12 protein-coding genes and 1 pseudogene are annotated in these 13,490 nt (G+C 55.5%); 5 read left to right on the forward strand and 8 right to left on the reverse strand.

All coding sequences use genetic code 11. From position 1 onward, the window contains the following. Nucleotides 1-76: 76 nt before the first annotated feature. On the forward strand, nt 77-1,306 hold the full coding sequence (pepT, locus tag B9Y90_RS15625) for a peptidase T (protein WP_039292669.1): 1,230 nt from the start codon (nt 77-79) through the stop codon (nt 1,304-1,306). A gap of 109 nt (nt 1,307-1,415) precedes the next feature. Here the strand turns inward: pepT and tehB are convergent, their stop codons facing one another. Both tehB and tehA read right to left on the reverse strand, forming a co-directional pair. Continuing rightward, nucleotides 1,416-2,009 carry a tellurite resistance methyltransferase TehB gene (tehB, locus tag B9Y90_RS15630; RefSeq protein WP_039292666.1) on the reverse strand — a complete coding sequence of 198 codons (594 nt, stop codon included), beginning with the start codon at nt 2,007-2,009 and terminating at the stop codon, nt 1,416-1,418. After that, a complete protein-coding gene (gene tehA / locus B9Y90_RS15635; RefSeq protein ID WP_139827403.1) occupies nt 2,006-2,998 on the reverse strand; it encodes a dicarboxylate transporter/tellurite-resistance protein TehA in 993 nt (330 codons plus the stop codon). The genes tehB and tehA overlap by 4 nt, the downstream gene beginning before the upstream one ends. A gap of 113 nt (nt 2,999-3,111) precedes the next feature. On the opposite strand from tehA, the gene ydcK reads away from it, so the two are divergent. Continuing rightward, a complete protein-coding gene (ydcK, locus tag B9Y90_RS15640; protein WP_176227874.1) occupies nt 3,112-4,038 on the forward strand; it encodes a YdcK family protein in 927 nt (308 codons plus the stop codon). On the opposite strand, the gene rimL is transcribed toward ydcK, so the two are convergent. Next, nucleotides 4,035-4,589 (reverse strand): 50S ribosomal protein L7/L12-serine acetyltransferase, encoded by a 555-nt coding sequence (gene rimL / locus B9Y90_RS15645; protein WP_085541778.1) that lies wholly within the window; start codon nt 4,587-4,589, stop codon nt 4,035-4,037. The two genes, ydcK and rimL, sit on opposite strands and share 4 nt — an antisense overlap. Nucleotides 4,590-4,856: 267 nt before the next feature. On the opposite strand from rimL, the pseudogene B9Y90_RS15650 reads away from it, so the two are divergent. Next, a pseudogene (locus tag B9Y90_RS15650) lies at nt 4,857-5,132 on the forward strand (type II toxin-antitoxin system HicA family toxin). After that, nucleotides 5,129-5,491, forward strand: a complete 363-nt coding sequence (locus B9Y90_RS15655) for a type II toxin-antitoxin system HicB family antitoxin (protein ID WP_085541779.1) — start codon at nt 5,129-5,131, stop codon at nt 5,489-5,491. The pseudogene B9Y90_RS15650 and the gene B9Y90_RS15655 overlap by 4 nt, the downstream one beginning before the upstream one ends. A gap of 38 nt (nt 5,492-5,529) precedes the next feature. On the opposite strand, the gene B9Y90_RS15660 is transcribed toward B9Y90_RS15655, so the two are convergent. From B9Y90_RS15660 to B9Y90_RS15670, 3 genes are all read right to left on the reverse strand, one after another. Beyond that, nucleotides 5,530-7,185 (reverse strand): glucan biosynthesis protein D, encoded by a 1,656-nt coding sequence (locus B9Y90_RS15660; RefSeq protein WP_085541780.1) that lies wholly within the window; start codon nt 7,183-7,185, stop codon nt 5,530-5,532. A gap of 254 nt (nt 7,186-7,439) precedes the next feature. Next, nucleotides 7,440-8,216 (reverse strand): transporter substrate-binding domain-containing protein, encoded by a 777-nt coding sequence (locus B9Y90_RS15665; protein WP_085541781.1) that lies wholly within the window; start codon nt 8,214-8,216, stop codon nt 7,440-7,442. Between the two features lie 12 nt (nt 8,217-8,228). Next, nucleotides 8,229-9,398, reverse strand: a complete 1,170-nt coding sequence (locus B9Y90_RS15670; protein WP_085541782.1) for a pyridoxal phosphate-dependent aminotransferase — start codon at nt 9,396-9,398, stop codon at nt 8,229-8,231. Between the two features lie 118 nt (nt 9,399-9,516). Between B9Y90_RS15670 and B9Y90_RS15675 the strand changes: the two genes are divergently transcribed. Next, a complete protein-coding gene (locus B9Y90_RS15675) occupies nt 9,517-10,371 on the forward strand; it encodes a LysR family transcriptional regulator (RefSeq protein WP_085541783.1) in 855 nt (284 codons plus the stop codon). On the opposite strand, the gene B9Y90_RS15680 is transcribed toward B9Y90_RS15675, so the two are convergent. Beyond that, on the reverse strand, nt 10,358-11,860 hold the full coding sequence (locus B9Y90_RS15680) for a carboxylesterase/lipase family protein (protein ID WP_085541784.1): 1,503 nt from the start codon (nt 11,858-11,860) through the stop codon (nt 10,358-10,360). The genes B9Y90_RS15675 and B9Y90_RS15680 overlap by 14 nt on opposite strands. A gap of 41 nt (nt 11,861-11,901) precedes the next feature. Next, on the reverse strand, nt 11,902-13,245 hold the full coding sequence (gene hglS, locus B9Y90_RS15685; protein WP_085541785.1) for a 2-oxoadipate dioxygenase/decarboxylase HglS: 1,344 nt from the start codon (nt 13,243-13,245) through the stop codon (nt 11,902-11,904). Nucleotides 13,246-13,490 lie beyond the last annotated feature (245 nt).

A 13,490-nucleotide genomic window follows, 5' to 3' on the forward strand; every position in this document is an offset into this window, starting at 1 on the left:
GCTTGTGCAAAGCGCCTTAATAAATAACATTAAATTTACATTGCCAACAAACAACATCGAACAATAAGGAAACACTATGTCTTCGTCGCTGAGCGAGCAGCTCACCCAACGCTTCTTTCGTTATCTGGCGGTGACCAGCCAAAGCGATCCGCGAGTCAGCAGCCTGCCCAGCACCCCAGGGCAACACGAAATGGCCAGCCTGCTCGCGGAAGAACTGCGAACGCTGGGCCTAGAAAATATTGTGATTGATGAGCACGCCACGGTAACCGCCGTGAAGAAAGGTAACGTGGCCGGTGCACCGCGCGTGGGGTTCATTACGCACATTGATACCGTTGATGTTGGCCTTTCCCCGGATATTCATCCGCAGATCCTGCGCTTCACGGGGGAAGATTTATGCCTGAATGCCAAAGAGAACATCTGGCTGCGCACGTCAGAACACCCTGAAATCAACGCTTATCCTGGGGAAGAGATTATCTTCAGCGACGGCACCAGCGTGCTGGGCGCGGACAACAAGGCCGCCGTCACGGTGGTGATGACGCTGTTGGAAAACCTGACGCCGGAGCACCAGCACGGCGACATCGTGGTGGCCTTCGTCCCGGATGAAGAAATTGGCCTGTGTGGCGCCAAAGCGCTGGATCTGGCGCGTTTTGACGTGGACTTCGCGTGGACTATCGACTGCTGTGAGCTGGGCGAAGTAGTGTATGAAAACTTCAACGCTGCCCACGCAGAGCTTAAATTCACCGGCGTCACCAGCCATCCAATGTCCTCCAAAGGCGTGCTGGTTAATCCGCTGCTGATGGCGATGGACTACATCAGCCACTTTGACCGCCAACAAACGCCAGAACATACCGAAGGCCGCGAGGGTTACGTGTGGTTTAACGGGATGCAGGCTTCACAAAGCGAAGCGCTGCTGAAGGCAAATATTCGCGACTTCGATTTGGCCAACTTTGAACGCCGCAAACAGCAGATTGGCGAAGTGGCGCAGAAGATTGCCGCGCAATACCCGACCGCACGCGTGGAGTTCAGCCTCAGCGATACTTACAGCAACATCAGTAACGCCATTACCGACGATCGCCGGGCCATTGATTTGATTTTTGCCGCCCTGGATGAGCTGGGGATTGAACCAAAGGTCATTCCAATGCGCGGGGGCACGGATGGCGCAGCGCTTTCGGCTAAAGGGTTGCTGACGCCGAACTTCTTTACCGGTGCGCACAATTTCCATTCGCGATTTGAGTTTTTACCGCTGCGGGCGTTTGAGGCTTCTTACAATGTGGCGTTGAAGCTTTGCCTGTTGGCGGCGAAGTAATTTTCCCCTCACCCTAACCCTCTCCCCAAAGGGGAGAGGGAATTAGCGCAGAGCACGCGATTGTTCCCCCTCTCCCTTCCAGGGAGAGGGCCGGGGTGAGGGTTAATTATTACTTCTTACGCGCCAGCATCGTGGCAAAACGCAGCTTGATGCGGTTGCCGTTCTCATCGGTCTTGTGCAACTGCCCCACGTCCTCGTTGTACTTAACCAGTTCCCACCCTTCGTAGTAGTTCCGCAGTTCGCCCTCTTTAAAAGCAAACGGGAAGCCGACCGTGCACGGGAAATCCTCGGTATCCATGGCCGCCACAATCAGATTGTAGCCTCCGGGTTTGGTGCAGCGCTGCATATTGGCGATAAGTCCTGGGATCGTGCTGCGTTCGAGGAACATCATCACCACGGTGGAGAGAATAAAATCGTACTCGCCGTCAAAGCTCAACTGGTTCAGGTCAACCTCGGCGGTGGCAATATTTTTCAGCCCTTCCGTCTCGATAATCTGATTCAGCCTGGCGATGCTCATCGGGTTTTTATCCCAGGCGGTGACGTCGAACCCTTTCTGGTTCAGGTACAGACTGTTGCGCCCGCCGCCGCAGCCAAGATCCAGCGTTTTGCCAGGGGCAACGTACTTCACGGCGTTCAGCACGTCAGAGTGTGTGGCGGTTAAGCCGTATTTTTCGCTGTAGTAGCTTTCAGACTTCTCGGTCATGACAGATCCTTTTTTTCAGGCCGCGCGGTGCGCAAAATCAGTTTCCCCTGCATCAGCAGGATAAAAGTACGCACCAGCAGCAGGCCGATAATCACATTAGTAAAAATAAAAAGCGGCACGGCAATGACGTGAAACAGCCCGTCCCCGCTGCCAGCACTCAGGTGGAGTGCCGTGGTGGCCAGCGCAGAAATGCCGAATGAGAAGCTCCAGAAGGAGGCATTGAACGGCTGCGCAAGGTACCAGGGCATTAAGCGCAGCATGAAGAGCAATTGCAGCAGGCCGTAGCCAAACAGCATTTTGGCAAAGAAATCCGTCACGCCGCCGTTCACGGCCAGGTAAGCGCTACAGGCCACCAGTGCTGGGGCAAGCTGAATGCCCAGCGAGGTGCGCACCGGCGTGGGCAGTTCCCCGGCGCTGCGCATGCGGTGCAAAATCGCCGGTTCCAGGCTGAGCCAGGAAAACACACCGGCCCCGAGGAACAAGATCCCCAGGTCGTGATAACCCAACGCACCACAGGCCATCGCGCTGATAAAGTTATTGGCAACGGTGGGCAAATACAGCCCCGGCGTCGTGGCATCCTGCGGGTGCGTGCCCCGCCATAATCCGGCGGATTGCCATGCGGCATAACAAAGCTGTACCACGGCACCAAAACCAAACATCACTGCGGCGAGCGGGCGCAGATAAGGCGCCACGCCGATGGCTACCAGCATGGTTGTCGCCGGGAACAGGCTCACAAAGCTGCTCATCAAAGGATGATGAATTTCTGCAATCACGCTGTGCGGGTAGAGCACCAGGCGCGTCAGAAACGCTAACGCCAGCAGCAACCAGATACCTGCAGCAAGCGCCACCAGCGTCTCACCAACAAACGACGGCACTGGCCATATCGTGGCGGCATATCGCCACGCGAACCCCATGCCGATGGTGCCCAGCACCATGCCAAAGTAGCCTGCGGGGAGATTGATAAAGCTGCCGGCGGTCGGTTTATTCATTTTGTTTATTTTTTAAAATGTATTTTAAATGCATTTTATGCGATTACGCCGCCAAACGCTACGCCGGTGAATTACCTGCTACGTTTATCAGCAGTGCACTGCGAGAATCCACCATGAAAAAATATCGGCTCACTGAGGTTTCACGGCTTCATGATTATCCGCACGAGGGCGAACAGCGGCAAGTTCGGCTCTGGCAAATTGAGGCGCTTCGCGCTTTTGGTAGCGTCGTGGCCGGGCAATGCGGAGGCTGGATTGAAGAAGAAGCGAACCTGAGCCACGAGGGAACCTGCTGGCTTGAGCCTGGCGCTCTCGCCTGGAACGGCGCACGTGTTGAAGATGATGCAAAAATTCTCGGCGAGTCTGAAATCTGTCATCACGCAAAAGTGGGAGGCACCGCGCAGGTCGAGGATTCCCGCATCAGCGGCGAATGCTCTGTTTCCGGCTCGGCCCGCGTGTTGCAGCAGAGCCAGGTGATTGCCGTGCTGGGGCTGACCGAAGATACAGAAATGCGGCTGCAAATCTACGGAAACGCCACGGTGCTGGCCTCACGCATCGTCCATCAGGCACAAATCTACGGCCACGCCCGCGTGAACAATGCCTTTGTCGAACACCGCTCAGCCATTTTCGATAATGCAGTCATTGAAGGCAATGCAGAGAACAATGTCTGGATTTGCGACTGCGCGCAGATTTCAGGCAATGCACGTATCATCGCCGGCAGCGGCGACAGCCAAATCCCGACCATCCGCTACTCCTCTCAAGTTTACGGCAACGCCCTTATTGAAGGGGATTGCGTACTCAAGCACCGCGTCCAGGTTTACGGTAATGCGGCACTTATCGGCGGCCCGGTTCTGCTGGACAACAATGTACAAGTGTATGGCGAGGCGAAAGTGATGGGTAACGTGCTTATCGAAAACAACGTGCAGATTTATGACGAGGCTGCAGTGGAAGGCTTTGGCGGCGAACTGATTCATCTTCGCGGCATGAAGGATATTAACGGCGCGCAGCGAATTACCCGCACGCCGTTTTATGGCATTTTTTAATCAATAATGCGCCCGTAAATATTCTGATCGTGGAACTCGTCATTCAGAAATTCAGCCTGCTTCAGGCAGCCTTCAAGGGCAAAGCCGTTGCGTTGAGCCACCCGGTTGCTGGCCTCGTTGGTGACGATGCATTTGATAACAAACCGGCGTACCGTCCCTTCCCCCGCATATTTGCCGATCGCGGCCTCAATCACGGCGGAAATGATCCCTTTGCCCTGCCGATCCTCGCTTAGCCAGTAGCCGATGTAGGCCGTTTTGTCGGTCGGGACTATCTGGTTAAAAGAAAAAACGCCCGCCAGCTCACCGCGATAGAGGATCATAAACATCTTCGCGTAGCCCTTATGGTGGAGAACATAGTTCCCCTGCAGCGTTTTGCGGGTGTCATCCTCGGAAACAACATACTGCGGCCAGTTCATCGCCTTTTGCAGCCAGCTCTTGTTACGCTGCACCAGGGAAAAAACGTCCTTCACGAACCGCTCGTGCACCGAATGCAGCTCGATGTCATCATTAACCGCAATCACTTCATCCTGCCAGGCCTGCTGCTGTTCCACTCGTGACTCCTGCTTTTGTTAGAAGGTGACAGTCATCATATGTCACTTTTCCCCAGTATGTTGACTCTGATTTATGGTAGTCAAAAATAAATGCATAAAAATTCACTATGGTTAAATGTAAAATCAATGCCAAAAACCAATGTCGTTGAAAAACCATTGCATGCATTTTCATCAAAATATGGAATATATCGCGAAAATGACTTCAAATATTGAAGTCAAAACACGATATACTACGATGACAATGCACGTTGAATCATGGAAGGAATCATGGGGTATGGAAAGGACTATCTAAGAAACAAACATCGTCAGACGCTAATTCAAATTTTCACCAAGCCCGTGCCGTCTGGGGTGAAATGGCAGGATGTAGAAAGACTGATACTTGCACTTGGCGGAGATGTCAGCCCCGGCCGCGGCTCTCGTATACGTTTCCAGCTTAACGGCAGTATTGCCCACTTTCATCGCCCCCATCCCTCCCCTTAAACCGACAAAGGGGCTATTACCAACCTGAAAGAATGGTTTGAGAGTATCGGAGTCACACCATGACCACTGCAGAACCACTGCCAAATATCATGATCATTTGCGGGCAACCGGCGTTAATCACCTGGGTCTCCGAAATTAATCTCTTTCGCGGAAAGTTTCTCGGCCTGACGGGATATTGTGATTTTGTCGCTGATAGCGCGTCAGGGCTGATTCGTGAAGGTGAAACGTCTTTGCAGTGCTATCTGGAAGATTGCAGCACAGCGGGCATTGAGCCTTTTGAAAAAGAAGAAAAAATGAAAACATTCACCCTCCGCTATCCTGAATCCTTTGGGGAACATCTGGCCATCGCCGCCGCCGAGCAACAAATGTCGCTGAACAGCTACATCATCGGGGCGCTGACCAGGCAGCTGAAAAATAGATAAAAAAAGCCCCGCAGCTTTTACGCGGCGGGGCTGGAGGATTAACGCATTTCGCGGTCGTCAACGTATTTACGTTTGTCCGGCGGCGGCGGGAAGTACTGGTAAAGCCAGGTTTCACTGATGGCTTTGCCCTGGCAGCGCAGGAACATGCGCATCTCGACCGGGTCGGTGGAATCATTGGTCGGGTACCAGTCAAACAGAATGCGGTAGCCGTCAAACGGTTCAACGTAGAGGATCTCTACCTGCTTCGCTTCGCCGTTGGAGAGCGTAATCACCGGCTCAATGCCCTTCGGTGCGGCGGCTTTCAAATCGCCCCCGATAAAGTCGATAGCAAAGCGGCGGGACCATTTTTCCGGGAAGTGTTCACCCGGTGCCCAGCCTTCCGGGAAGCTGCCCATCCCGGTGCGGGTGGCGTAAACGCGAGCCAGGTCCGTTGTCACCGGCGGCAGACCGCTCCAGTAGAGGCGATATTTGAACTCGAACTCATCCCCTGCTTTGACCGGTTTTTCCGGCTGCCAGAAGCAGACAATATTGTCGAGCGTTTCGCCGGTGGTCGGAATTTCCATCAGGCCAACGGTGCCTTTACCCCACTTGTTACGCGGCTCCACCCACAGGCTCGGACGCTTGTTGTACCAGCCCATGATGTCCTGGTAGCTGGCAAAGTCGTGATCCAGCTGCAGCAAGCCAAAGCCTTTCGGGTTCTCGTCCATAAAGGCGTTGAACTGAAGTTTCTGCGGGTTATTCAGCGGACGGCAAATCCATTCGCCGTTACCGCGCCACATGGCCAGGCGGTCGGAATCGTGAATTTGCGGGTGAATAGTGTCGCAGGTCCGGCGTTCATTGGTGCCGCAGGCAAACATGCTGGTCATCGGCGCGATGCCCAGTTGCTTGACGTCTTTACGGGCATAAAGGTGGTTGTCCACCTCCATCACCACGCGCTCGGCTTCACAGCTGATAATAAATTTGTACGCGCCGGTCACGCTCGGGCTGTCGAGTAAGGCATAGACCACAAAAGTCGTGTCGGAGGCTTTCGGCGTTTCAAACCAGAACGAGGTGAAGTCCGGGAACTCTTCCGGTGTGTCGGTGAAGGTGTCTACCGCGAGGCCACGGGCGGAAAGGCCGTACTGATATGTGCTGTCCACGGCACGGAAATAGCTCGCCCCGAGGAAGGACACCACGTCACGACGCGCCAGCTCCGGTGCCTTAAAGACTTTAAGGCCGGCAAAGCCGAGATCCGTCTGGCCTTCGAGCTGTTTGGTGTCTACGCCAGCATTGTTGTAGTTAAACAATTCCGGGCGGAAGTGGATTTCGCGCGCCTGATGGGTGGCGGAATCCAGCGAGAACATTCTGACGCGGCGGCGGAACCCCATGCCAACGTGGAAGAACTGCACGTCAAGCTGGCGGTTTTCGATGTTGTTCCACAGCGAATGATCGGCGTCGTATTGAATGGCGTTATAAGCCTGAGGCGTCAGGTTAGCCAGGGTATTGGGCAGCGCGCGCGGTGCACCACCCCATGGTTTTTTCGACAGGTCGTGCGCCATGCCCTGAAGCACCGCAAAATCGAAGGCGGTTGAATGCCCGTCAGCGATGCCGGATTCGGCGGCAAAGGCGCTTCGGGAGAACAGCGTGGCAAGGGTTGGCGTGCCGCAGGCAGCGGCGAGAGCCATAGAGGCCTGGATAAAACGTCTGCGATTCATGCCTGAGAAATCGTCCTTATGTGTCGATGTGTTTTGTTCCTCCTTACGGGAAGAACAGCGGCAAGAGACTGCTACCTGTACGACCGCACACTCTAGACAAAATTCACAGTGAATCCAATGGGCGGAGAAGGCGTTTGGGGGAGGAACGAAGTTTTTTTTTCAGGAAACCAGATATCACCGAAAAATTCGCCATTGCCTGGCGAAAAAAGCGTTAAAGACCCGTCAGCCAGTGTGCCGACGAGCCCTGATAAACATTACTTCACGCTAACGTCGATGCCAGGGAAGAACTTCTGCGCGAGCTTCGTCACGGTGCCGTCGGCTTTCACCTTATCGATGGCAGCATCCAGTTCTTTTTTCGTGACAGCGTCACCTTTCCGCAGGCCAAAGCCAATCCCGCTGCCGAGGATAGTGTCGTCGCTGACCGGTTTGCCGATAAAGCCAAAGCCCTTGCCCTGCGGCGTGCTGAGGAAGCCAGCCTGGCCCGCCGCGGACATCACCAGCGAGGCATCAATACGGCCATTCAGCAAGTCAGCCCAGGCCATATTCTGGTCTTTGTACGACACGACATTCACGCCCTGCTTTTCCCAGTGCTCTTTGGCATAGGTTTCCTGAATGGAGCCCTGGAGCACGCCGATGGTTTTTCCTTTCAGCCCTTCCGCCGTGGCTTCAAGGCCGCTGCCTTCTTTACCCACTAGCTGAGACGGAATACGGTAGATTGGCTGCGTAAAATCAATACTTTTTCGGCGCTGCTCGGTGATGTTCATTGCCGAGTTGATGGCGTCAAACTTCTTCGCCACCAGCCCCGGGATCAGTGAATCAAACGACGTTTCAACCCAGGTACATTTCAGGCTGGCCGCCTGGCAAATGGCTTTGCCCAGTTCGACGTCAAACCCTTCCAGCTCGCCCGCGCTGTTGCGGCTTTCGAACGGCGGATATTCAGCCTCAAGGCCATAGCGCAGTTCGCCGGCGGCCAGCGCAGAAAACGAAGAACACAGCCCAAGCAGCAAACTTAGCGCATACACTTTTTTCATCATGACCCCTTATCAGCGTGGCTTAACCTGGCCCAGCGCCTCAGCGCCCGCCCGTAATGTGGCTTCATCTTTGGCAAATGAGAGCCGGATAATTTTATTGTCAGTACCGTCGGTATAAAACGCGGACAGCGGAATGGTCGCCACACCGTAGTCGGTGATTAACCGCTTCACCATCTCACTGTCGGACTCATCGCTGAAGTGCCCGAAGCGAGCCAACAGGAAGAATGACCCACCGCTCGGCAACAGTTCAAACGGCGAATCAGCCAGCAAAGACTGCATTAAATCACGCTTGCGCTGATAAAACGCCGCCAGTGAAAGATAAGTTTGCGGGTCGCTCATATAGTCGGCGAAGGCATACTGCATCGGCGTGTCGGCGGAGAACATCAGGAACTGATGCACCTTGCAGATTTCATCCATCAGCGCCGCCGGAGCCAGGCAATACCCGACCCGCCAGCCTGTGACGTGGAAGGTTTTACCGAATGACGACACAATCACGCTGCGCTCGGCAAGCTGCGGGTGCGTCGCCATGCCGTGGTGTTTTTTGCCGTCAAAGACGATGTGTTCATACACTTCATCGGACAGGATCACAATGTCGGTGTCGCGAGTTACCGCCGCCAGCATTTCCAGGTCATGGGCACTGAACACCTGCCCGCTTGGGTTATGCGGCGTGTTCACGATGATCATCCGCGTGCGTGGCGTAATCGCCGCCTGCACTTCGTCCCAGTCAACGGTGAAATCCGGCAGGCTTAGCTTGAGCGCCACCGGTTTGGCGCCCTGCAGGCGGACAATCGGCGCGTAGCTGTCGAAAGAAGGCTCAAAGTAGATAACTTCATCGCCGGGATGTACCAGGCCGCCGATGGCAGAATAAAGCCCTTCGCTGGCGCTGGCGGTGACCAGCACCTCATCGGCAGGGTCATACACGGTCCCGTAAAGGCTCGCCACTTTGTCGGCAATCAGCTGTTTCAGGGACGCCAGGCCGGTCATTGGGGCGTACTGGTTATGCCCTTCCTGCATGGCTTTGGTGACCCCAGCGACCAGTTTCGGATCGCAGGGGAAATTGGGGGCACCTTGAGAAAGATTTATCGCCTTGTGCTGCGCGGAAAGCTGGCCGATCACCGTAAAAATCGTGGTTCCGACGTCCGGCAATTTTGAACGTTGTTGTACCGGGGTTTGTATGGCCATAGCGGCTCCTGAACATGATGCGATTTGCATAACTATTCAATCTTGCGGCGATTGCCACGACAATCGAATTGTTGTCATAATAGCCATGCAAAAAATGCATAGCTCAGCGGAGAGCATCATGACCCGGCGTAATTTTCCCCTTAATACCCTCGATGCTTTTCTGGTCACGGCCAGGCACCTGAATCTCACCAGGGCGGCAAAAGAACTTTGCCTGACCCAGGGCGCCGTCAGCCGTAAAATTGCGGCGCTGGAGCAGTGGCTGGGGTTCGCGCTTTTTGAGCGCCATGCACGCGGATTACGCCTCACGCCGCAGGGCAGCGCCCTGCTCCCCGATCTCCAGAGCGCCTTCAACACGTTGCTGGATGTGGCCGACCGAGCCTGCCATAAGCCTGAAATTATTCGTCTTAAAGCCCCCACCTGCGCCATGCGCTGGCTGGTGCCGAAACTGATTCAGCTTGAGCAACGTATGCCGGAGATTCAGGTCGCGCTGACGACCACGGTAGAGCACAGCGTCAATTTCAAAAATGAGCCGTTTGATGCCGCCATTGTGTTTGGTCAGCAGGCCAAAAGCGGCGCGCTGCTGTTTGAAGAAAGGCTGACGCCGGTTATCAGTCAGGCACTGTTGCCGCCGGAGACAAGCAACTGGGAGCGACTAACCTTTTTGCACCCGACTCGCGATCGCACCGACTGGTCATTATGGCTTTCAAATACCCCTTCGCCACCGTGGCAGATGATGCAGAAAAATCAGCATTTCGACACCATGGATCTGGCGATCAGCGCCGCCATTCAGGGGTTTGGGATAGCCATCGCAGACGAAACGCTGGTGGCCGAAGATCTTCGTACCGGGCGGTTAGTGCGGCCTTTTGCCGGGAGCGTAAAAACCGGGGCCAGTTATCGACTGGCGGTGAAACCCGGCAGCGAAGGCGCCGCCGGGCTGGAAGCATTTTGCAATGCGTTACTCAGTCCAGACTGACGTGGTGTTTCATCACTCGCTTAAATAACTGCATTCTCAGCCGCATAAAGCGATTTTCGACCTTAAACTGCGCCCGCAGATGAACGCCCAGCCGCAGCGTGCGGTCCCGCCCTTTGGTGCTGGCAGGCCAGCTTAACGGCCCAGGTAACGCTTTGCTGTGCGCCCCGGCGCTGCGGGCGAAGCTAACCCAATAATCGCCAATTTGAGCGGCAAACTGCAGATCTCGTTCGGTCACATATTCGCTGGCCGGCGGGGAAAGCTGCAGCGTGTTAAAGACATAAGCCACTTCGTTACCGTGCCAGGTGCCGTTGGCGTAGGTTTCACGCTCGGCCTCCGCCACGTAGTCAAAATAATACCGCCAGCAGGGCTGGCCTGCACGCTGCTGCGCCTGCATTACCACAAACCCCAGCGTGGTAAACGCCATGTCCCGACACACCTGACGCCCCAGCTCAGCATCGCCTTTAACGCCGGGATACAGCAGCTTGATAAGCCCCAGGCCAAAACGCTTTTCCCGGCGCAGAAGCTCAACCTGCCCCGCGGGATCTATCCCGAAGTAGCTCAGCACGCTCGCCTCATCACTGTTGCTGCCCACCATCAGCGGCATGCGGTGCTGCCGTCCGGCAAAAAACGTGTCCAGCATCGGTTCAGGCAGAACAATGTCACCGCTGACGGGCGTTGGCCCGATATTTAGCGGGGCTTCCAGCGCCCATAGCTCACTGGCGGGAAGGGAACGTAGCGCTTCAGCGTTCGCATTCTTCAGCCCAAAATGTTCCGCCACCGCCACGCCGCGCTTCAACGCTTTACGGCGATCAACATCCGGCAGCGTATAGGCGCTTTGTATAATCCCTTTGTGGAACAAACCGCTGGCTAAAGGCGACGCCAGCAAAGAAAGCACGCTGCGAGCGCCTGCTGACTCGCCAAACAGTGTAACGTTGGCAGCATCTCCCCCAAAAGCGGCGATGTTGTCCTGCACCCATTTCAGCGCGGCTATCTGATCGAGCAAGGCAAAGTTGTGTATCGGCCCATCGGGGTTCTCTTCATCCAGCGCGGGATGAGCAAAAAAGCCCAGATGCCCGAGCCGGTAGTTCACCGTGACTAACACCACGCCCCGCGAGGCCAGCGCGGTGCCATCATACGGAGGTAAAGAACCGGCCCCGATGGTATAACCGCCACCGTGCAGCCAGACCATCACCGGCAAAGGTTTGCCCGTTCGCCGGGCGGGCGTCCAGATATTGAGGTAAAGGCAGTCTTCTGAGAACTGGCCAGGATCGCCGCCGCCGACGGCTTTACAGTATTCCAGACTTTGCCAGCAGGCCGGAGCGAAAGTATCGGCGACGCGAATATCTTGCCAGTTTTCTGGCGGCTGAGGCGCTCGCCAGCGCAGGTTTCCAGTGGGGGGCATGGCAAAGGGAATACCGCGATACACCGCAATATCCCCCTGAAGGACGCCGCTCAGTTGACCCTGAGCGACGTTAACAACGTGTTCCATCTGCTGTTCCTTGTGACTGACATTCCAGCAGGGTAACGCGTTTACAATAAACCGCAACGCCGTTTGCTGCGATCTTCCGCCTGTTGATAAAGGCTGAATTCATCGGCCACCGCCGCGCCAAGCGCCGTTTCGAACTCGCTACGGCTGGAATGCCCGTGCTGCCGCTGCCCTCCGTCACTGCCTAAATTTGACTGGAAGATGCCCGCCGCACTAACCGGCAGGAAATCCTCATAGATGATAGGCTGGGCGATGAGCCAGCCGCGCTCAATCAGCAACTGCGGATCGTCACCCGGTTTGATGGACTGGCGGTGCATGTCACCCACCGGCGTCAGGCGGTAGCGAAAATAGGCCAGCCCCTGACGGCGAAGCAGCGCGTCGCTGTCAGGGAAGCGGCTGAACACTTCCTGCAAATGCTGCTGGTGACTTAGGTTGTCCGTGCCGTTACCCGCCTCCAGCAGGAGTTCATCATACAGCGCACGGCCTTTGGGCGTCAGCGCCACGCCGCGTTGTTCAATCTCACCAAAACGGGCGGTGTGCGTGCCGTGATGCTCACCGGCAAACAGAATCGGCTCTTCAAGCGCTTTAAAACTGGTCTGCCGCAGCAGAATAGGCCGTTCACGGCGAGGCGGACCTTCAATAATGGCTTTGGGCGAAATGCCCCGCTCCGGCATCAGCGCCTGAACGCGGTCGATATCCAGCGTGCGCGGCGTGAGATGGTTAATGTGGCAGCCACGGAAGCAAACCACGTCGGCAATCAGGCGATGTTCGTCGTGTAGGGCGCGGTATGTGTCGGCGTCAACCGTGGCATGCTGATGCCAGCGAAAGGTTTCCAACGCTTCGGCCACAAAGGTGTTTGCTTCGGCCTCGCTGAATCCGCCCTGCCTGTCGTAGAGATCTAGCATTTCGCGGCAGCGAGGAGTGAAAATGTCGCGTTTATCGAGAATGGCGGCAGCACGCGCCCTTAGCGTCGGGTTGTCGATAAGCTCAAGCCGCAATAAAGAGGTAAACACGCGGAAGGGATTACGCGCCAACGCCTGGTCGTCAATCGGACGAAAAGCGGTGGAATGCACCGGCACGCCGGCCTGCGAAAGATCGTAGTAGCCCACCGGATGCATGCCCATCACCGCGAAAATTCGCTTCAGCACCGCCAGTTCTTCGGCCTTACCGACTCGAATCGCGCCGTGGCGCTCTACGTTTAATCTTGCCAGCTCGTCGGCATTTTCCAGCTGTTGGTGCAGCTCAGGATCGTGTTCCAGTACGGCCAGGTTTACATCCGCCACCAGTTCTAACAGCGTGCCGTACTGCGGAACTTCTTGCTGGTACATCGCCGACATAGCTTGCGAAAATTTGTCCCGAATCTCATCGGCCGTGAGGGTGTTCGCCATGATGTCATGCCTCCAGTGGATAGTGCTGAAAGCGTAGAACCTGGTGGATCACTTATCAGGAAGAATTTCCATTTTGTGATCTGCTTTGCAGCACCTAAAAAGTAATTTTTTCAGCACATTACATAACGCAGCGTTATGCAGAATGCCTGCCACAAAGAGTATAAATTAACAAAAAATTAACTAAAACAGGCCGCGTTAAAATCTGCAGACCGGCGCCACTTTTCAGCAAAATAGCGCCTGTTGTC

It is taken from the genome of Cedecea sp. NFIX57, assembly GCF_900177785.1.
Classification (GTDB): domain Bacteria; phylum Pseudomonadota; class Gammaproteobacteria; order Enterobacterales; family Enterobacteriaceae; genus Cedecea; species Cedecea neteri_C.

Excerpts from the sequence above, each read along its gene's own strand:
- pepT (WP_039292669.1), top strand. The coding sequence starts at position 77 with ATGTCTTCGTCGCTGAGCGAGCAGCTCACCCAACGCTTCTTTCGTTAT.
- tehB (WP_039292666.1), bottom strand. The coding sequence starts at position 2,009 with ATGACCGAGAAGTCTGAAAGCTACTACAGCGAAAAATACGGCTTAACC.
- tehA (WP_139827403.1), bottom strand. The coding sequence starts at position 2,998 with ATGAATAAACCGACCGCCGGCAGCTTTATCAATCTCCCCGCAGGCTAC.
- ydcK (WP_176227874.1), top strand. The coding sequence starts at position 3,112 with ATGAAAAAATATCGGCTCACTGAGGTTTCACGGCTTCATGATTATCCG.
- B9Y90_RS15655 (WP_085541779.1), top strand. The coding sequence starts at position 5,129 with ATGACCACTGCAGAACCACTGCCAAATATCATGATCATTTGCGGGCAA.
- B9Y90_RS15660 (WP_085541780.1), bottom strand. The coding sequence starts at position 7,185 with ATGAATCGCAGACGTTTTATCCAGGCCTCTATGGCTCTCGCCGCTGCC.
- B9Y90_RS15665 (WP_085541781.1), bottom strand. The coding sequence starts at position 8,216 with ATGAAAAAAGTGTATGCGCTAAGTTTGCTGCTTGGGCTGTGTTCTTCG.
- B9Y90_RS15670 (WP_085541782.1), bottom strand. The coding sequence starts at position 9,398 with ATGGCCATACAAACCCCGGTACAACAACGTTCAAAATTGCCGGACGTC.
- B9Y90_RS15675 (WP_085541783.1), top strand. The coding sequence starts at position 9,517 with ATGACCCGGCGTAATTTTCCCCTTAATACCCTCGATGCTTTTCTGGTC.
- B9Y90_RS15680 (WP_085541784.1), bottom strand. The coding sequence starts at position 11,860 with ATGGAACACGTTGTTAACGTCGCTCAGGGTCAACTGAGCGGCGTCCTT.
- hglS (WP_085541785.1), bottom strand. The coding sequence starts at position 13,245 with ATGGCGAACACCCTCACGGCCGATGAGATTCGGGACAAATTTTCGCAA.